We start from the raw sequence: 17854 nt of genomic DNA, 5'->3' as shown, positions 1-17854 counted from the left end.
CCAGCTTCCTCATGCGCTACAACCGAATCAGGCTCCACAGCTACAACAACTACCTGTCGCCAATAGCTAGGGAGCAGTTGGCGGCTTGATCACCGTAAACGGTGTCCGGAAACACTTGACCAGAACAAGCCGGCTCCTACAAGAGCAACGGGCTTGCCAGCTAGCAGACTCTCGAAAACACCCATCGTTTCCCCGTCCCGCCTGCGTCCTGTCGCCGCGCCGGCCTTACTGTTTCTCAACTGCGGGTGTATCGTATTCGCCTTTTGCGGGCCTGGGCCCGCCGCGGATACGTGAGGTAGTTGAGTCCATGTCCTTTACCCGTCGACAAATACTCGGTGGTCTGGCCGGTCTGGTAGTGGTGGGCGTGGGAGCGGGCGGCGCCTCGCGTTACTGGCTGGGAAAGAGGGCCGACGCCGAAGCGGGCCACGACTATGAGCTGATCGCCGCGCCGCTGGATGTGGAACTGGTGCCGGGGCACAAGACCCAAGCCTGGGCGTTCGGCCCATCGGCACCGGGCACCGAACTGCGGGTACGCCAGGGCGAGTGGCTGCGGGTGCGCTTTATCAACCACCTGCCCGTGGCCACCACCATCCACTGGCACGGCATCCGCCTGCCCCTGGAAATGGACGGCGTGCCTTACGTCTCGCAACTGCCGGTGCTGCCGGGGGAATACTTCGACTACAAGTTCCGCGTGCCGGATGCCGGCAGCTACTGGTATCACCCCCACGTCAACAGCAGCGAGGAACTGGGCCGCGGCCTGGTGGGCCCGCTGATCGTCGAAGAGCGCGAACCCACGGGCTTCCGGTACGAACGCACCCTGAGCCTGAAAAGCTGGCACGTGGATGAAGAGGGCGCCTTCACGTCCTTCAGCGTCCCGCGGGAAGCGGCGCGGGGCGGCACCGCCGGGCGCCTGTCCACCATCAACGGCGTGTCCCAGGCGGTGATCGACCTGCCGGCGGGGCAGATCACCCGGGTGCGCCTGCTCAACCTGGACAACACCCTGACCTACCGCATCAACATTCCCGATGTCGAAGCGCAGATCTATGCGCTGGATGGCAACCCCATCGAGCCGCGGCCCTTGGGCAAGGAATACTGGCTGGGCCCGGGCATGCGCATCTGCCTGGCGATCAAGGCCCCGGCGGCGGGGCAGGAACTGGCCCTGCGCAACGGGCCGGTGCGCCTGGGCACTTTGCGTTCGGTGGCCAACAACGACGCGCCGACCCAGTGGCCGCCAGCGTTGCCAGCCAACCCGGTGGCCGAGCCGGATCTCGACAACGCCGAGAAGCTCAACTTCAATTTCGAGTGGGTTGGCTCGGTCTCGGTGAACGTGGACAATGGCCAGCCGCCGAGCCTGTGGCAGATCAACGGCCAGGCCTGGGACATCACCGACAAGACTTGCGCCGATCGGCCGATCGCCACCCTGAAAAAGGGCAAGAGCTACATTTTCGAATTGAAGAACATGACTCAGTACCAGCACCCGATCCACTTGCACGGCATGAGCTTCAAAGTCATCGCCTCGAACCGCAAGAAGATCACCCCCTATTTCACCGACACCTACCTGCTGGGCAAGAACGAGCGTGCCCGCGTGGCGCTGGTGGCGGATAACCCCGGGGTCTGGATGTTCCACTGCCACGTGATCGACCACATGGAAACCGGTCTGATGGCCGCCATCGAGGTGGCGTGATGCGTCAGATACGCCCGGCGCCGATCATCGACCGCAGCCGCGATCAGGACTTCATGCGCGAAGCCCTGGCCCTGGCCGCCCAGGGCGCGGCTCTGGGGGAAGTGCCGGTGGGCGCGGTGCTGGTGCTGGATGGCCAGATCATCGGCCGCGGCTACAACTGCCCGATCAGCGGCAGCGACCCCAGCGCCCACGCCGAGATGGTGGCGATCCGCGCGGCGGCCCAGGAGCTGAGCAACTATCGCCTGCCCGGCAGCACCCTGTACGTGACCCTGGAACCTTGCAGCATGTGCGCCGGGCTGATTGTCCATTCGCGCATTGCCCGGGTGGTGTACGGCGCCCTGGAGCCCAAGGCGGGCATTGTGCAGAGCCAGGGCCAGTTCTTTACCCAGGGGTTTCTCAATCATCGGGTGCTGTACGAAGGCGGGGTGCTGGCCGAAGAGTGCGGCACGGTGTTGAGCGAGTTCTTCAAGGCGCGTCGAGCGCGCTGAGCGCAAACGCGTCTGCGGTTTTCGCGAGCAAGCTCGCTCCTACAAAAAGCGTAGGAGCCGGCTTGCCGGCGAACAGGCCCTTGAGGCTTGCGCCGCTCTGGCGGGCGCCTTCGCTGGCAAGCGGAACGCCGCCCGGCCAGCTCCTACAGGGGGAAGGCGGCGTTATTTTCTGGCGACAATCACCGCGCGCATCGGCGCCGGCAGGCCTTCGATGGTCTTGCTGTGATCGTTGGGGTCCAGGAAGTCGCTCAGGGACTGGTACTTCATCCACTCGGTGCCGCGTTGCTCCTCGACGCTGGTCACGCTGACATCCACGCAGCGCACGTCGCTGAATCCGGCGCGTCGCAGCCACAGTTCCAGGGCCGGCACCGAGGGCAGGAACCACACGTTGCGCATCTGCGCGTAGCGGTCTTCCGGCACCAGCACCTGATGCTGGTCGCCTTCCACTACCAGGGTTTCCAGCACCAGCTCGCCGCCCTTGACCAGGCAGTCCTTGAGCGCCAGCAAATGCTCGATGGGCGAACGGCGGTGGTAGAACACACCCATGGAAAACACCGTGTCGAAACCTTCCAGGTTGGCCGGCAGGTCTTCGAAGGGGAACGGCAGGTGCCACACCGAGGGCTCCGACAGGTAGCGCTGCACTGCCTGGAACTGGCAGAAGAACAGCCAGTTAGGGTCGACGCCAATCACGCTGTGGGCGCCGGCACCGAGCATGCGCCACATGTAGTAGCCATTGCCGCAGCCGACATCGAGGATGCGTTTGCCTTCAAGGTTCAGGTGCGGGGCCACCCGCGACCATTTCCAGTCCGAGCGCCATTCGGTGTCCACGTGCACGCCGAACAGATCGAACGGCCCTTTGCGCCACGGCGACAGGCCCATCAGTGCAGTACGCATCTGTGCTCGGGTGGCGTCGTCGCAGTCGGTGTCCAGGCGCAGGCCGTTGACCAGGTCGACTTCGCTGGGCTGGATGTTCGGCAAGGCGTCGAGGGCGCTTTGCCAGCGTTCCAGGTCGCCATGACCCTTTTCCATCTTGGCATCGAGCTGGGCTTGCAGACCGGCAGCCCAGGCGGCCAGGGGCGTGCCCGCCAGACGGCGGGCGAGGGGGGACAGATCAATCATGGCAGGGCAATCAACGAGGCAAAATTAAGACACTGGAACCACGGCACGACTTTCGAGAACCCAGCCGCCAGCAGGCGTTCGCGGTGTTCTTCGAGGCTGTCGGGCTTCATGACGTTTTCGATGGCGCTGCGCTTCTGGGCAATTTCCAGTTCGCTGTAGCCGTTGGCGCGCTTGAAGGCGATGTGCAGGTCGGTGAGCAGGGCGTGCTCCTCGGCATCGTTGAAGCGCAGCTTCTCCGAGAGGATCAGCGCGCCGCCGGGCAGCAACGACTGGCGGATGCGCCCGAGCAGGGCCAGGCGCTGCTCCGGGGCGATGAATTGCAGGGTGAAGTTCAAGGCTACCACCGAGGCCGGCTGGAACTCCAGGGCCAGGATGTCGCCTTCGACCACCTGCACCGGCAGCAGCTCCTGGAACATCGAATCCTGGCCGTTGAGGTATTCCCGGCAGCGCTCGACCATGGCCGCCGAGTTGTCCACGGCGATCACTCGGCAACCGTCGGTGCGCACATGGCGGCGCAGGGCCTGGGTCACTGCGCCCAGGGAGGCGCCCAGGTCATAGAGCACGCTGTGGGGCTGGGCGAACTGCGCCGCCAGCACGCCGAGGTTTTCGACAATGGTCGGGTAACCCGGCACCGAGCGCTTGATCATGTCCGGGAACACCCGCACCACATCCTCGTTGAAGGCGAAGTCGGGCACCTGGGCCAGGGGCTGGGCGAATAGGCGGTCGGGTTCTTTGCTCACGGCGGTTCCGGCGATGGCGATAAAAAAGAGGGCGGCATTGTAGCCGCTGCCGCAGGCTGCGATAAGGCCCGCAGGGCCTTCAGGGGTGCAAGGGCGACACAAGGTGTGATGCTGTTCGCCGGCAAGCCGGCTCCTACAGATTGTAGGGACCGGCCTGCGGGCGAAGGCAGGTCAGCGCGGCTTCTGGCTGAATGCCGAAGCGGCGATGCCCCACTGGCCCAGCCAGTAGAAAATGATGATCAGGTAGGGCGCGGCATCGAAGGCCAGCACGAAGCGGCTGATGCCGATCAGGCTGTCGGAGAAGGCGAAGCTCAAGGCGCCCACCGCCGCCAGTGCCGCCGAGCGTGTGGGCACCGCCGAGCCGAGGCGCGCCAGGGCCCGCCAGAGCATGGCGCTGATGGTCAGGGCGTAGACGATCACCGGGATCAGCAGCGGGCCCAGGCCGTGGGCGATCAGGATCGCCAGCAACACCCCGCCAATGGCCAGGGCCACCGCCAGCGGCAACAGCGCCGGGCGTCGGCAATCGCTGAGGTAAGCCTTGAGGTAGGCCAGGTGGGCCACCAGGAAGGCCCCGAGGCCGAACACGAACAGGTCCGAAGGCCAGGCCAGCAGCACGTCCCCCAGCACCGAGAACAGCAGGCCGAGGATGATCCAGCGGCGGTAGTCCCCGGGCGGCGCATCGTGCAGCCAGCCCAGCAGGGCCAGCACCGGCAGCGGCTTGACCAGCAGGCAGAGCAGCGTGGCATGCACGCTGACCCCGTAGATGAAGGTGGCAGCGCCCATCAGCGCAAGAATCAGCCAGCCCATGTCAGTTGACCGTGATCGAGCAGTCGAAGGCCTTTACCGGGGCTTCTTCCGGTGCCCAGGGTTGCTGGTAGGTCAGCAACAGCCGGCCCTGGCCAGTGGCGAAGGCCTGGAAGCGCCAGGTCGACTGCCCGCCGCTGCCCACCAGGCCGGTGTCCTCGGGGTTGCTGTAGACCTCGGGGCTGACCTTGCGCAGGATGCCGCCGGCCGAATCCTGGATGGCCCAGCGATAGCCGGTGGTGGGGTTGCTCGGCAGGGTCAGGGTCAGGGTTTGCCCGTTGTGCAGGTGCAGAGGGCATTGGTTCTGGTTGTCCACGCTGACGTTTTGCTTGGGTTGGCTGGCGCAAGCGCTCAGCAGGGCAAGACTGAACAAGGCAAGAAGGCGGTGTGCAGGCATGGGTCAGGAAGCTCCGATCATTCGTGACGAACGGCGAGCATAACTGAAGATGATGGGCGGTGTGGGGCAGGGATGGAGGTTGGCGGTTATGGCCTGTTCGCCGGCCAACCGGCTCCTACACGGGACAACCTGTAGGAGCCGGCTGGCCGGCGAAGGGATTTAGAACAGTACCTTGGCCACGTCGGCAAAGCGCTTGGCGAAGTGCACGGTGAGGCCTTCCTTGAGGTACTCCGGCAGTTCCTCGAAATGCCCACGGTTGGGCTCGGGCAGGATCAGCTCAAAGATCTTCTGCCGCCGCGCGGCAATGACTTTCTCGCGCACCCCGCCAATCGGCAGCACGTGGCCGGTGAGGGTCAGCTCGCCGGTCATGGCCACGCCTTTTTTCGGCGGCTGGTTGCGTGCCAGGGACAGCAGGGCGCTGGCCATGGTCACCCCGGCACTCGGGCCATCCTTGGGCGTGGCACCTTCCGGTACGTGCAGGTGGACGAAGGCTTCGTCGAAGAACTTGCTGTCGCCGCCGAACTGCTTGAGGTGCGAGCTGACGTAGCTGTAGGCGATCTCCGCCGACTCCTTCATCACGTCACCCAGTTGCCCGGTGAGCTTGAAGCCGCGGTTGTGGGTGTGGATCCGCGTGGCCTCGATCGGCAAGGTGGCGCCGCCCATGCTGGTCCAGGCCAGGCCGGTGATGACCCCGGTGCCGCTCAGGACCTGCTCGTTGCGGAACACCGGCATGCCCAGGGAGGCTTCCAGGTCCTTGGGGCCGATCTTGATCCTGGCGTCCGGCTGGTCCAGCAGCTTGACCACTGCCTTGCGGACCAGCTTGCCCAGTTGTTTCTCCAGCTGGCGCACCCCGGCTTCCCGGGCGTAGCCATCGATCACCGTGCGCAGGGCGCTGTCGCTGATGCTCAGGCTGGTCTTGGCCACGCCGGCCTTTTCCAGCTGCTTGGGCCACAGGTGGCGCTTGGCGATGGCGAGTTTTTCTTCGGTGATGTAGCCCGACAGGCGAATCACTTCCATGCGGTCCAGCAACGGGCCGGGGATCGAATCCAGGGTGTTGGCGGTACACACGAACAGCACCTTGGACAGGTCCATGCGCAGGTCCAGGTAATGGTCCAGGAAGTCGACGTTCTGCTCCGGATCGAGGGTCTCCAGCAGCGCCGAGGCCGGGTCGCCCTGGTAGCTCTGGCCCATCTTGTCGATCTCGTCGAGCATGATCACCGGGTTCATCACCTCCACTTCCTTGAGGGCCTGCACCAGCTTGCCCGGCTGGGCGCCGATGTAGGTGCGGCGGTGGCCCTTGATCTCGGCTTCGTCGCGCATGCCGCCGACGCTGAAGCGGTAGAACGGCCGCCCCAGGGATTCGGCAATGGATTTGCCGACGCTGGTCTTGCCCACGCCCGGCGGGCCCACCAGCAGCACGATGGAGCCGCTGATCTCGCCTTTGTAGGCGCCCACCGCGAGGAATTCGAGGATGCGGTTCTTGATGTCATCGAGCCCGGCGTGGTGCTGGTCGAGCACTTTGCGCGCGTGCTTGAGGTCGAGCTTGTCCTCCCCGTAGATGCCCCAGGGCACGGCGGTGGCCCATTCCAGGTAGTTGCGGGTCACGGCGTATTCCGGCGAGCCGGTTTCGAGGATCGACAGCTTGTTCATTTCCTCGGTGATGCGTTTCTGCGCCTGGGGCGGCAGCACCTTGCCGCTGAGCCGCTGCTCGAACTGCTCCAGGTCGGCGCTGCGGTCATCCTTGGTCAGCCCCAGTTCCTGCTGGATCACCTTGAGCTGTTCCTTGAGGAAGAATTCGCGCTGGTGCTCGCCGATCTTGCGGTTGACCTCGGCGGAAATCTCTTTCTGCAGGCGCGCCACTTCGACTTCCTTGCGCAGCATCGGCAGGACTTTTTCCATGCGCTTGAGCATCGGCACGCAGTCCAGCACTTCCTGCAACTCGTTGCCGGTGGCGGAGGTCAGGGCGGCGGCGAAGTCGGTCAATGGCGACGGATCGTTGGGGCTGAAGCGGTTGAGGTAGTTCTTCAGCTCTTCGCTGTACAGCGGATTGAGCGGCAGCAGCTCCTTGATCGCGTTGATCAGCGCCATGCCGTAGGCCTTGACCTCGTCGGTGGGCTCGCTGGGCTGGTGCGGGTATTCGACTTCCACCAGGTACGGCGGGCGATGGTGCTTGAGCCAGGTACGGATGCGCACTCGGCTCAGGCCCTGGGCGACAAATTGCAGCTTGCCGTTTTCGCGGCTGGCGTGGTGGACCTTGACCAGGGTGCCGTACTCCGGCAGCGACGAGGTATTGAAGTGCCGCGGATCTTCCGGGGGGGTGTCCATGTAGAACAGGGCAAGGGAGTGGTGCTCGGACTGGCTCACCAGTTCCAGGGTTTCGGCCCAGGGTTCGTCGTTGACGATGACCGGCAGCACTTGGGCCGGAAAGAACGGCCGATTGTGGATCGGGATGATGTAGACCTTGTCCGGCAGGTTCTGTCCGGGCAGGGCCAGGCCGGTGCCATGGGCACTCGATTGTTCGGTCTGCTGCGGATCGACGTAGTCGCGGGGATCTTCGGGGAATTCTTGCTGGTCGCTCATGGAGGCTCCTGCGCGATGGGCTATGCAGCTTAGATGGGGCAGGTCATGACGGGTTTCAATGGGCAACAGGTTTCAGCTTTTTTCAGCCCGGGGGAAACCGCCCCGGGGGCCGCGTTCAGCCGTGTCGAGGGGGAACCGATGGCACTCTTGCCCACTCTGACGGAGATTGATTGTCAATAAAATGACTGTGTAACCACCGATTTTATTGCGTGATCTTCCGCAACTTGAGGATTAATCTGAACGACCGGAATGTCGGCTCGATACTGGCATTTATTTGACGCACACATTCAGCTTTTCAGAGGGATGGGTATGAAGAATGGATTTTTCAGCGCTCGGCGGTGGTCACCCGTGTCGCCAGGTTCCCGGCCCGAGGGGCGATCGACACCGCTGTGCACGACCCTATGAGGTGGCGCCGGACCTTTCAGGCAAGGATTGTCGGGGTGCTGGCGCTGTTGCTGTTGGTGCTGATCGGGGCGGTGTATTTCGCAGTCAAGACCGCGACCACGCAAGCGGTGGAAAAGCAGGCGCAGCAGCAATTGAAAATCGGCACCCGGGTCTTCGAGCGCCTGTTGGACCTGCGGGGGCGCACGCTGCAATACGGGGTCGACTGGCTGGTGCTGGACTCGGAGTTCCGCCGGGCCGTGCTCAGTGGCAAGCCGGTGGATATTCTCGCGGCCCTGGCCCAGCACCGCGGCGGCATCCGTTCCAGCGAGATGTTCGTGCTCAGTCCCGACGGCCGGGTCATCGCCAGCACCCTGCCGGCGGTGGCCCGGGACCGGCCTTTTCTCTATGACCAGGCCCTGCGCCGGGCCTGGCGTCACGACACCCACATGCTGTTCGTCGCGATCCAGGGCCGTCCCTACCTGCTGGTGCAAGGGCAGGTGCAGGCCTCCTCGCCCCTGGCCCGGGTGGTCATGGGGTTTCCCATGGACGAGCTGTTCGCCCGGGAGCTGCGCTCCATGAGCAACCTGGAAGTGTCGTTCCTGACCGTCGACGCCCAGCGCCCCGGCGAGCTGTTCAGCACCCAGCCGGAATTCTTCTGGTCACCCATCATCAACGCCCTGGGCGATCCGCTGTGGCAGTCCCTGCCGCCGTTGAGCGACGCCCATGGCCAGCGTTTTCTCAACCAGGCCCTGCAACTGGCCAATACCGGGGATCCCGCCGATCCACGGGTCATGGTCTTGCTGCAAAGCCCCCTGGAGCAGGCCCTGCAAGCCTTCGCGCCACTGGACCGGGAGTTCCTGTGGATCGCCCTGGTGGCCCTGGTGGTGTCCCTGGTTTGCGCGCTGTTGATGGCGCGGCGGGTTTCGCGCCCTCTGGAGGACCTGGCCGAAGCCGCCCGGCGCATCGGCGCCGGCAACTATCAGGCCGCGGTCGCCATCAAGCGCAGCGATGAATTCGGGGTCCTGGCGGATGCCTTCAACGCCATGCAGAGCGCCATTGCCACCCGTGAGCGGCAACTGGCCCACAATGCCCTGCACGATCCCCTGACCGGTCTGCCCAATCGGGCCCTGGCCATCGAACGCCTGGGCCAGGCCATCGCCGCCCGGCGCAAGGTGGTCCTGCTGTACCTGGGCATCGACAATCACCGGGCGATCCACGAAGGCTTCGGCAGCGAAGGGCTGGAGCAGATGATGGGCGAACTCAGCCGGCGGTTGCCGGAGGTCCTGACCCAGGGCGATACCGCCGCGCGGATCACCGCCAGCGAGTTTCTCCTGCTGCTGGAGAACACCGAACTCGACGGCGCCATTGCCGTGGCCGATCGCCTGCATGAGCTGTTGAGCCAGCCGCAACGGATCCACGGCGACGAGGTCCGGCGGCAGATCTGCATGGGCATGGCGGTGTACCCCGCCGACGGCCAGTGCGCCGAGGAGTTGATCAGCCGCGCGGCCATCGCGCGCCACGACGCCTCGCTCAACCCCGGCTACCTGCAGGTCTACCAGCAGGACCGCGACCTGGCCCATCAGCGGCAGATCAGCCTGATCCGCGATTTGCGCCGTGCCGCGGCCGAAGACGAGCTGTTCCTGCTGTATCAGCCCAAGCTCGATCGGCAGCGGGATGACCGGCACCAGGCCGAAGCCCTGCTGCGTTGGCAGCACCCGGTGTTCGGCGTGGTGTCGCCGGCGGAGTTCATTCCCCTGGCCGAGCGGACCGGCAGCATGCACAGCCTGACGTCCTGGGTCATCGAGGCCTGCATCGGCCAACTGGCCGAATGGAACCGCCGGGCCTTGCCGGTGCGCCTGTCGTTGAACATTTCCGCCAGTGACCTGGAGGACGACGGCCTGGAAGTCCGGGTCAGCGAATGCCTGGAGCGCTACCAGGTGGCGGCCGAACAGCTGGTCTTCGAAATCACCGAGAGCGCCATCATGCGCAATCCGCAGCAGGCCCTGGCCGTGCTGCAGCGCTTGCGGGGTTGCGGCATCAGCCTGTCGGTGGACGATTTCGGCACCGGCTATTCATCCCTGGCGCAGTTGCAGCGCCTGCCGGTGCAGGAGCTGAAGATCGACCAGTCCTTTATCCGCAACCTGAACGAAACCAGTGGTGACGCGGTGATCGTGCGCTCGACCATTGAAATGAGCCACAAGCTGGGGCTCAAGGTGGTGGCCGAAGGGGTGGAGTTCGAGCATTGCCTGCGCCTGCTGGAAAGCTGGGGCTGCGACACGCTGCAGGGGTACCTGATCAGTCGGCCCCTGGCCACCGAGGCTTTCGAGCGCTGGGCGTTGAGGTCGCAGGTGCCCAGTTGAGGGCGCTGGATGCCGGCCGCAGCCGGCATCCGGGGTGGGGCGTCAGAGGCGGGCCGATTCGGCCTTGGTCAGCAGGCTGTGCAGTTCCGGTTCGATGTCTTCGGCGCTGAGGTTGTCCATGATTTCCTGGATGCAGGGCGCGTAGCGCGGTTCGATGGCGGCTTCGGCCCAGTCCAGCTCATAGATCGCCATGATCCGCACATCCAGGTAGGGCGAGTCCGCCAGCAGGCGTTTCAACAAGGCGATGGCCGGTGGGGTTCGCAACTCGCCCAGGGATACCGCGCAGCGGTGCTGCCAGTACTCGGGCCGGGACAGCAGCGTCTCGCCGAGTCGTTGCCATTGCGCCGGGGTAAAGGCGCTAAGCACGCCCTTGGCCACCTGCTCGGTGGTGTATTCGTTCCAGTTGGCGGCTTCCGAGTCACCGAACCAGTGCTGTAACCGGTCAAACAATTCATCACGTTTATCCGTATTCATGATGTCTTTCTCCTGCTTAGGGCGGCGGCGCCAGCACGCTGTTCCTGGTCTGCCACCCAATGCCATGGTGTTTATTCAGGCGTGCCAGGACCGATGCTGCCTTATTTGCGCAGGGCTTCCCAGCATTAAAGGGGCTACCGGGACCAATGGCCGCGGTCGATTCCGGGGCGCGCTTTACCAGGTTCCGGCGAACTTCACCGCGGCCGCGGCGCGCGAGGGCACCTTGAGGGCATGCAGCAGGGACGACACATGGATGCGCACGGTGAACGGCGAGATCTCCAGTTCCCTGGCGATTTCCTTGTTGGTCTTGCCCTGGGCGATCAGCCGCAGGACTTCCTGTTGCCGGGTGGTCAGCTGGCTCACTTCGGCGCCGGCGTCCAGCGGCAGCAGCAGGCCGGAAGGCGCGTACTTGACCACCACCTCGCCTTCGCGGATGGCCTGGATCGCCTGGCCGATCTCCTCCGGGCTGATGCTCTTGCCGATGAAGCCGTCGGCCCCGGCGGCCATGACTTCGCCGATCAGGTCCTGGTTGTCGACCATCGACACCACGATGATCGAGGTCCGCGGCAGTTGGCGGCGCAGGTCGGCAATCAGGCTCACCGAGGTCAGGCCGGGAAAGCGCAGGTCGAGAATCAGCGAGTCCGGCTCTTCGCCGGTCCTGGCCAGGGCCAGCACCGCCGCCAGGTCGCCGGCCTCTTCGAGCAGGGCCCCGGGCAGCAGGCGCTGAAGGGTGCGCAGCATGCCTTCGCGAAACAGCGGGTGGTCGTCGGCGACGATAATCCGGCAGGTCATGTCGTGAAACTCCTTGAAACATCCAGTCCTGCGCGCATGCTAACTTGACGCGCGGCGTTGTAATGGGCCGCTGGTCGTGTTCGAAACGCGGTTTGGCCGAGCGGCAAAAGACCACGGCCACACAGATTGCACAAGGAGGTGATTGCATGAACGTTGAGAAGGACAGCGAACTCGACCAGGCCACCCTGCGGATCATCGTCGCCGCTTGCGCCCTGGTCTGGTTTAGCGTGATCGGCTTTCTGCCGGGGCAGCAGGTCGAGCCCTATGTGCCGGTGATGATCTACATTGCCCTGTTCATGCTGGGTTCGATCATCCTGCGCATGGCCATTGCCCGCTGGCCCGGGCACTACCCGGCGCGGCGCATCCTGGGCATGGTCTACGACTACACCGGCACCTGTTACGGCCTGGTGGTGGGCGGCGAGGGGGCGCTGCCGATCTATGCGGTGATGGTCTGGGTCAACCTGGGCAATGGCATGCGCTTCGGCTCGCGCTACCTGGCGATCGCCACCGTGCTGGCGCAGGTCGCGCTGTTCATGGTCTACCTGCTGACCCCCTATTGGCAGGCCCAGCCCTACATGGTGCTGATGCTGATGATCACCAGCACGGTGATTCCGGTGTACGCCCATATCCTGCTCAAGCGCACCCGCCTGGCTTCCGAACAGGCGATTGCCGCCAACCTGGAAAAATCCCGCTTCCTGGCCCAGGCCAGCCATGACCTGCGCCAGCCGATCCACTCCATCGGGCTGTTCACCGCCTGCCTGCGCGAAGCCAACCTGGGGGTGGATGAGCGGCGGCTGGTGGACAACATCGACCGTTCGCTGCTCAACGTTTCGCAATTGTTCCGTTCGATCCTCGACCTCTACACCCTGGACAACGGGCGGGTGCAGCCCAAGTACGACACCGTGCACCTGGGCGAGCTGCTGCGCGACCTGGTGCGCCAGAACACCGAAGCGGCGCGTTGGGCCGGTGTCGAACTGCGCTTGCGGCCTTGCGCCCATTGGGTGCGGGTCGATCCGGGGTTGTTGGCGACCATGGTTCAGAACGTGCTGTCCAACTGCTTCAAGTACGCCGCCGAGCGGCCGGTGCTGATTGGTGTACGCCGGCGCGGCGCGGGCCTGGCCATCGTCATTTATGACCAGGGCCGGGGGATTGCCGAGGAGCACCTGCCGAAGATCTTCGAGGAGTTCTATCGGGTTCGCCAGGTACGGGATAAGGACGTCGAAGGCGTCGGCCTGGGCCTGTCCATCGTCAAGCGCCTGGGGCAATTGACCGACCTGCAGGTGACCATCCGCTCGCGGGTCGATCACGGCACCACGGTCAGCCTGCACGGCCTGCAACTGGCCGCGCCACAGCGCTTGCACGGTCGTGACGAGGCGTTGCAGAGCGGCTTGCTGACCGGGTTGCGGGTGTGTCTGGTGGAAGATGACCGCAACGTCTTGCTGGCCACCTCGGCGTTGCTGGAACGCTGGGGCTGCGTGGTCCAGGCCGAGTCGAGCGGGGAAGACCTGCTGACCGACTGCGACATCATCGTCGCCGACTATGACCTGGGCACCCGGGCCTCGGGCATCGAATGCATCGACAGCATCCGCCGGCAGCGCGGCTGGGAAGTGCCGGCGCTGATCATCACCGGACACGACATCGAGAAAATCCACGCCGCCCTGCACGACCGCAATATCGCCATCCTCTCCAAGCCGGTGCGCCCGGTGGAACTGCGGGGCACCTTGCGAGCCCTGCGCGAGACGCCGCTGGCGTCGGCCCACAGGGCTTCGGCGCCAGCGGCGGTTACCAGGTCCGGCACGGGATAAGCAGGGGGTAGTTGGTCATGGTCAGCTTCTTGTTCTCGCCACTGGCGAGTTCGACGAAGTCATCCAGCATCCCCGAGTACGAAGAGATCGAACTGCGCTCGGTGTAGTAGTGGGTGGTCACCGGCCCGTAGTTGGTGTTGCTCTGGCCAGTGCCCACGTACTCGTTCCAGCGGCTGGTGCCGTACACCATGTCTTGGCCCTGGACGAAGTAGCGACCCGGTTGCAGGCCGGTGAACTGGAAGATGCCGTTGCCGTCGGTGCGGGTCACCCGGTGCACGGCCACGGCCTCGGGGGCCATGCTCACCGGCGCGCCTTCGGGCTTGGACGCACGCAACTTGTGCCAGGCCTGCAGGTGCGGGGTGACCGGGTAGAGATAGATCTTGACGTCGCGGCTGTCCTCGATGCCGTCGTTGCCGACGATGCAGAACTTGCCGGTGAGCGTGGCGGTGCCCGGTTGCAGGGCGGCGCGGGCGGCCTGGGTGTCGAAGGGGACCTCGGGGTACTGCACGGTTGGGATCTTGACCGATGGGTATTCGTCCAGGGTTCGCCCTTGGCGCGGCGCACAGGCCATCAGGGTACAGGCGAGCAGGGCCAGGCCTGTCACCATGAAGAGACGGGGTTTCATCAATTCAGAACCTTTTCAGGAAGGAGCGGTGCTCGCCCGACGCTGTCCCGCTGCTACACCGGGGCAGCCCGTCGCGGCGAACCTGGTTGCTCAGGGGCTAGCGCTTTATTGCTTGCTGCACTCGGCCGGCAGCGCGACCGCTCCGCCCATGGTGGCGAAGGCGACCATGCCGCCGCTGGGCAATACGCAGTTGTATTCGCCGGCGCTGGTGCTGGCGGTGAAGTAGGTCTGGGACGCGTCGCTGCGCACGTTCGAGACTGTGGAAACCGGCTTGCCGAGGGTGATCTGGGCGCGATTCTTCAGATCGTCGTTGCTCGGCTTGGCGATGGCGCAACCGCCCAAGGCGAGGGCCAGGACGCTGAGCAGGGCAAGGGGGCGGAGGCTGGACTGGAGTTTCATGATGACTCTTCCTTGGTGTTGTTGTGTTTTCAACGGCGCAGCCGCTCCCGACACCGCAGAACGGCGGTGTTGGGGGAGAGCGGGTGGTTGCTCGGCACTATAGCTCCGGGCTGGGGGAGGGTCGATTAGCACAAATGGGCTAATGTCGCTTTGCAATTACGGGGCGGCGGGGGTAGGCGCACAGGGCCGCCGGATGGGACCGGCGAGGTGTTGCCGGTCCCGGATCAGGCTCAGGTGAGCAGTTGTTCCTGCAGGCGCCGGCCGAGCACGTCCAGCAGGTCGCAGCCGTCGCGCAGGGGGATGACGCACAGCTGGGCGAAGTCCTGGAGCAAGGCCGGGTTGCTCTGCAGGTTGTCGTGGCTGGCGATGTTCTCCAGCAACTGGGTGGCCGCGCGGATGCGGTGGGCGGCGGCCTCGTGGAGCGCGTCCAGCGGGGCCTGGGTGTCCACCAGCAGGGCGGGGATGTTGTAGTCGTTGCTGGTCAATGGCATGTGACGAGAGCTGCGCTCCGTCGTAGATGTGTCAGGTTTGTTGGGTTTGACCTTTTTCATTTGATCGAGCTCCGGGTAGGCATGAGAGCTGCCAACGGCCTTCCTACGGGCTTGGGTGGCAGCCGCGCGCGGGGTAGGAATACCGAATACCCTTGGACTCGGCCACGCCGAAGCGTGCCCGCGCACGGCCGCCGCGGCTGATCTTACGGATGCGACAGATGCTCCGCAATCAGACGGGCGCTTATGCGCCAAGGGTTATCGAAGGGTTCCTACGCCCTGTCACTGAATTTGCAATGACCCCCAGACCTTAAGGGCATCGCCTTGGAGGGACAAGGTGATGCAAGTGGACGCGAGTTGTAGGAATTTTCGGTGACCGCGATTTGAGGGGCAGGGTATGCCGAGGGCTCCCACCGATCAGTCGCCACATGAGCATTCGCAACTGTCCTTCCAGCACCCTCAGCACCCGGATGGCGGTGAGATAAAGGAGGTCATGGAACGGGCTGATCGGTCGGTATTTCAGACACTTCCTACAAACGTGACGAGTTGCAACTTGCTACGTTACTGCGCGTCCGCAGCGTGGCCTCGGCCCCGCAGCGCTTCGGCTAATGGACTTAGCCGCAACACGTCAAGGAGCGACCCATGTTCAGCCCGGCCGACCAGACCCACTTCAGCCTGGACATCCAAGGCATCCAGCACGACTTCCAGGTGCTCGCCTTCCAGGGCAGCGAAGCCATCAGCCAGCCGTTTCGCTTCGACCTGCAACTGGTCAGCGAACGCCCCTTCATCGACCTTGAGCCGCTGCTGCACCAACCGGCCTTTCTCGCTTTCGACCCCCAGGGCCACGGCATCCACGGGCTGATCCAGCGCATCGCCCAGGGTGATGCCGGCAAGCGCCTGAGCCGCTACAGCCTGTCGCTGCAGCCGCAGCTGGATTACCTGCGCCACCGCAGCAACCAGCGGATTTTCCAGCAGCTTTCGGCGCCGCAGATCATCGCCCTGATCCTCGAAGAGCACGGCATCCTCGGCGATGCCTACCAGTTCCAGATCCAGCACCCGTGCCCCGAGCGCGACTACTGCGTGCAGTACGACGAGAGCGACCTGCACTTCATCCAGCGCCTGTGCGAAGAAGAGGGCCTGCACTACCACTTCCAGCACAGCCGCGAGGCGCACTTGCTGGTGTTCAGCGACAACCAGAGCGTGTTCCGCAAGCTCGGCCGACCCACCGCCTATGTGCGCGGCAGCGGGCTGGTGGCCGATGAGCCGGTGATCAAGGGTTTCAACGTGCGCCTGGAAACCCGTACCAGCCGCGTCACACGACGCGACTACGACTTCGAAAAGCCACGCCTGCAAATGGAGGCCGCCTACAAGCCCGACGCCCAGACCCAGCAACCGGACCTGGAGGACTACGACTACCCCGGGCGCTTCACCGATCGCGAACGGGGCAAGTTGCTCAGCCAGCGCGCCCTGGAACGCCACCGCGCCGACTACCTGCAAGCTGAGGGCTGGGGCGATGAACCGCGACTGGTCAGCGGGCATTTGCTGGAACTGTCCGATCACCCGCGCCAGGCGTGGAACGACCTCTGGCTGCTGACCCAGGTGACCCACGAAGGCAAACAGCCCCAGGTGCTGGAAGAATCCATCACCAGCGACAGCGATTCGAGCGATGGCTTCCAGCAGGGCTACCGCAACCGCTTCCTCGCCACCCCCTGGGACGTATTTTTCCGCTCCGCGCTGGACCATCCGAAACCCCGGGTCCTCGGCAGCCAGACCGCAGTGGTCACTGGCCCGCCAGGAGAGGAAATCCACACCGATCAATATGGCCGGGTCAAGGTGCAGTTCCACTGGGACCGCGAAGGCCAGGGCGACGACCGGACCAGCTGCTGGCTGCGGGTCGCCTCCAGCTGGGCCGGCGACCGCTACGGCGCCCTCGCCATCCCGCGCATCGGCATGGAAGTGCTGGTGGACTTTCTCGAAGGCGACCCCGACCAGCCGCTGATCAGCGGTTGCCTTTATCACCAGGAACACCCCGTCCCCTACGAACTGCCGGCCAACAAGACCCGCAGTGTATTCAAGACCCTGAGTTCACCGGGTGGCGCCGGCTTCAACGAAGTGCGCATCGAAGACAAGCAAGGCGCCGAACAGATCTTCGTCCACGCCCAGCGCGACTGGGATGAAAACATCCAGCACGACCAGAAGATTCGCGTCGGCCACGAGCGTCACGACAGCGTCGAAGCCAACAGCTACAGCGAACTCAAGGCCGAAGAACACCGCACCGTCCACGGCGAACGCAAAACCGAAATCCGCGCCGACGACCACCTGAACGTGGCGCACGACCAGCACATCAAGCTGGGCAGCGCACAACTGCTCCAGGCCGGGCGTGAGATTCATCTGCAAGCGGGCCAGAAAATGGTGATCGAAGCGGCCAGTGAACTGACGGTGCAAGCCGGGGGCAGCTTTATCAAGCTCGATGCCAGCGGCGTCAGCGTGAATGGAGCGTTGCTCAAGGTGAATGCGGGAGGTGCAGCCGGTGCTGGCTCTGGCATTGGAATCCAGCCGCCGGTGCTACCCGGTGTGGCGGATAAGGATAAGGCCGGGAGCTTGATGGAGAAGGCCTTGGTGAATCCATTACAAGAGCCGATCAAGCCTCAGCGACAACGGCTGATCAATTTCTCCGGCTGATGAAGACTCCCTGATACAGGGGGGGGCAAGGAC

15 protein-coding genes are annotated in these 17854 nt (G+C 64.6%); 5 read left to right on the top strand and 10 right to left on the bottom strand.

The annotated features are described in order from the left end of the window. Positions 1-307 precede the first annotated feature (307 nt). Positions 308-1684 carry a multicopper oxidase family protein gene (locus GWQ44_RS30595; protein ID WP_275929086.1) on the top strand — a complete coding sequence of 459 codons (1377 nt, stop codon included), beginning with the start codon at positions 308-310 and terminating at the stop codon, positions 1682-1684. After that, positions 1684-2172, top strand: a complete 489-nt coding sequence (gene tadA, locus GWQ44_RS30590) for a tRNA adenosine(34) deaminase TadA (protein ID WP_275929085.1) — start codon at positions 1684-1686, stop codon at positions 2170-2172. The genes GWQ44_RS30595 and tadA overlap by 1 nt, the downstream gene beginning before the upstream one ends. 162 nt (positions 2173-2334) lie before the next feature. On the opposite strand, the gene cmoB is transcribed toward tadA, so the two are convergent. The 5 genes from cmoB to lon form a co-directional block, all read right to left on the bottom strand. Beyond that, the gene (gene cmoB / locus GWQ44_RS30585; protein WP_016967808.1) at positions 2335-3291 is read right to left on the bottom strand and encodes a tRNA 5-methoxyuridine(34)/uridine 5-oxyacetic acid(34) synthase CmoB; all 957 of its coding nucleotides are present in this window, start codon (positions 3289-3291) and stop codon (positions 2335-2337) included. Continuing rightward, positions 3288-4031 (bottom strand): carboxy-S-adenosyl-L-methionine synthase CmoA, encoded by a 744-nt coding sequence (cmoA, locus tag GWQ44_RS30580; RefSeq protein ID WP_042942092.1) that lies wholly within the window; start codon positions 4029-4031, stop codon positions 3288-3290. The genes cmoB and cmoA overlap by 4 nt, the downstream gene beginning before the upstream one ends. 171 nt (positions 4032-4202) lie before the next feature. Next, positions 4203-4838 (bottom strand): lysoplasmalogenase, encoded by a 636-nt coding sequence (locus GWQ44_RS30575; RefSeq protein ID WP_275929084.1) that lies wholly within the window; start codon positions 4836-4838, stop codon positions 4203-4205. Position 4839: 1 nt separating this feature from the next. Then, positions 4840-5232 carry a protease inhibitor I42 family protein gene (locus GWQ44_RS30570; protein WP_016965542.1) on the bottom strand — a complete coding sequence of 131 codons (393 nt, stop codon included), beginning with the start codon at positions 5230-5232 and terminating at the stop codon, positions 4840-4842. Positions 5233-5391: 159 nt separating this feature from the next. Further along, on the bottom strand, positions 5392-7812 hold the full coding sequence (gene lon, locus GWQ44_RS30565) for an endopeptidase La (protein ID WP_275929083.1): 2421 nt from the start codon (positions 7810-7812) through the stop codon (positions 5392-5394). Between the two features lie 401 nt (positions 7813-8213). Here lon and GWQ44_RS30560 point away from each other — a divergent pair, with 401 nt between their 5' ends. Beyond that, complete coding sequence (locus GWQ44_RS30560) at positions 8214-10556, top strand: GGDEF domain-containing phosphodiesterase (RefSeq protein WP_275929088.1); 2343 nt, start codon at positions 8214-8216, stop codon at positions 10554-10556. A 42-nt stretch (positions 10557-10598) separates the two neighbouring features. On the opposite strand, the gene GWQ44_RS30555 is transcribed toward GWQ44_RS30560, so the two are convergent. Both GWQ44_RS30555 and GWQ44_RS30550 read right to left on the bottom strand, forming a co-directional pair. Next, a complete protein-coding gene (locus tag GWQ44_RS30555; protein ID WP_016965539.1) occupies positions 10599-11030 on the bottom strand; it encodes a hypothetical protein in 432 nt (143 codons plus the stop codon). A gap of 174 nt (positions 11031-11204) precedes the next feature. Then, positions 11205-11822, bottom strand: a complete 618-nt coding sequence (locus tag GWQ44_RS30550; RefSeq protein ID WP_275929082.1) for a response regulator transcription factor — start codon at positions 11820-11822, stop codon at positions 11205-11207. A gap of 146 nt (positions 11823-11968) precedes the next feature. Here GWQ44_RS30550 and GWQ44_RS30545 point away from each other — a divergent pair, with 146 nt between their 5' ends. Next, positions 11969-13627, top strand: coding sequence for a hybrid sensor histidine kinase/response regulator (locus GWQ44_RS30545; RefSeq protein ID WP_275929081.1), 1659 nt, complete (start codon positions 11969-11971; stop codon positions 13625-13627). On the opposite strand, the gene GWQ44_RS30540 is transcribed toward GWQ44_RS30545, so the two are convergent. From GWQ44_RS30540 to GWQ44_RS30530, 3 genes are all read right to left on the bottom strand, one after another. Continuing rightward, positions 13605-14252 carry a carboxypeptidase-like regulatory domain-containing protein gene (locus GWQ44_RS30540; RefSeq protein WP_275929080.1) on the bottom strand — a complete coding sequence of 216 codons (648 nt, stop codon included), beginning with the start codon at positions 14250-14252 and terminating at the stop codon, positions 13605-13607. The two genes, GWQ44_RS30545 and GWQ44_RS30540, sit on opposite strands and share 23 nt — an antisense overlap. Positions 14253-14357: 105 nt before the next feature. Next, positions 14358-14651, bottom strand: a complete 294-nt coding sequence (locus GWQ44_RS30535; RefSeq protein WP_275929079.1) for a hypothetical protein — start codon at positions 14649-14651, stop codon at positions 14358-14360. Positions 14652-14881: 230 nt separating this feature from the next. Continuing rightward, positions 14882-15202: a hypothetical protein gene (locus tag GWQ44_RS30530; protein ID WP_047305905.1), complete on the bottom strand. Its 321-nt coding sequence runs from the start codon at positions 15200-15202 to the stop codon at positions 14882-14884. A gap of 579 nt (positions 15203-15781) precedes the next feature. On the opposite strand from GWQ44_RS30530, the gene tssI reads away from it, so the two are divergent. Continuing rightward, on the top strand, positions 15782-17821 hold the full coding sequence (gene tssI, locus GWQ44_RS30525; RefSeq protein ID WP_275929078.1) for a type VI secretion system tip protein TssI/VgrG: 2040 nt from the start codon (positions 15782-15784) through the stop codon (positions 17819-17821). Positions 17822-17854: the final 33 nt, after the last annotated feature.

It is taken from the genome of Pseudomonas sp. 3MA1 (genome assembly GCF_029237275.1).
Lineage (GTDB): Bacteria > Pseudomonadota > Gammaproteobacteria > Pseudomonadales > Pseudomonadaceae > Aquipseudomonas > Aquipseudomonas fluorescens_AP.
Note: the sequence above shows the minus strand (reverse complement) of the source record. Positions and strands in the feature narration are given on the sequence as shown.

Excerpts from the sequence above, each read along its gene's own strand:
- GWQ44_RS30540 (WP_275929080.1), bottom strand. The coding sequence starts at position 14,252 with ATGAAACCCCGTCTCTTCATGGTGACAGGCCTGGCCCTGCTCGCCTGT.
- GWQ44_RS30550 (WP_275929082.1), bottom strand. The coding sequence starts at position 11,822 with ATGACCTGCCGGATTATCGTCGCCGACGACCACCCGCTGTTTCGCGAA.
- GWQ44_RS30575 (WP_275929084.1), bottom strand. The coding sequence starts at position 4,838 with ATGGGCTGGCTGATTCTTGCGCTGATGGGCGCTGCCACCTTCATCTAC.
- GWQ44_RS30570 (WP_016965542.1), bottom strand. The coding sequence starts at position 5,232 with ATGCCTGCACACCGCCTTCTTGCCTTGTTCAGTCTTGCCCTGCTGAGC.
- GWQ44_RS30535 (WP_275929079.1), bottom strand. The coding sequence starts at position 14,651 with ATGAAACTCCAGTCCAGCCTCCGCCCCCTTGCCCTGCTCAGCGTCCTG.
- GWQ44_RS30530 (WP_047305905.1), bottom strand. The coding sequence starts at position 15,202 with ATGAAAAAGGTCAAACCCAACAAACCTGACACATCTACGACGGAGCGC.
- cmoB (WP_016967808.1), bottom strand. The coding sequence starts at position 3,291 with ATGATTGATCTGTCCCCCCTCGCCCGCCGTCTGGCGGGCACGCCCCTG.
- GWQ44_RS30595 (WP_275929086.1), top strand. The coding sequence starts at position 308 with ATGTCCTTTACCCGTCGACAAATACTCGGTGGTCTGGCCGGTCTGGTA.
- GWQ44_RS30545 (WP_275929081.1), top strand. The coding sequence starts at position 11,969 with ATGAACGTTGAGAAGGACAGCGAACTCGACCAGGCCACCCTGCGGATC.
- GWQ44_RS30555 (WP_016965539.1), bottom strand. The coding sequence starts at position 11,030 with ATGAATACGGATAAACGTGATGAATTGTTTGACCGGTTACAGCACTGG.
- lon (WP_275929083.1), bottom strand. The coding sequence starts at position 7,812 with ATGAGCGACCAGCAAGAATTCCCCGAAGATCCCCGCGACTACGTCGAT.
- tssI (WP_275929078.1), top strand. The coding sequence starts at position 15,782 with ATGTTCAGCCCGGCCGACCAGACCCACTTCAGCCTGGACATCCAAGGC.
- GWQ44_RS30560 (WP_275929088.1), top strand. The coding sequence starts at position 8,214 with ATGAGGTGGCGCCGGACCTTTCAGGCAAGGATTGTCGGGGTGCTGGCG.
- tadA (WP_275929085.1), top strand. The coding sequence starts at position 1,684 with ATGCGTCAGATACGCCCGGCGCCGATCATCGACCGCAGCCGCGATCAG.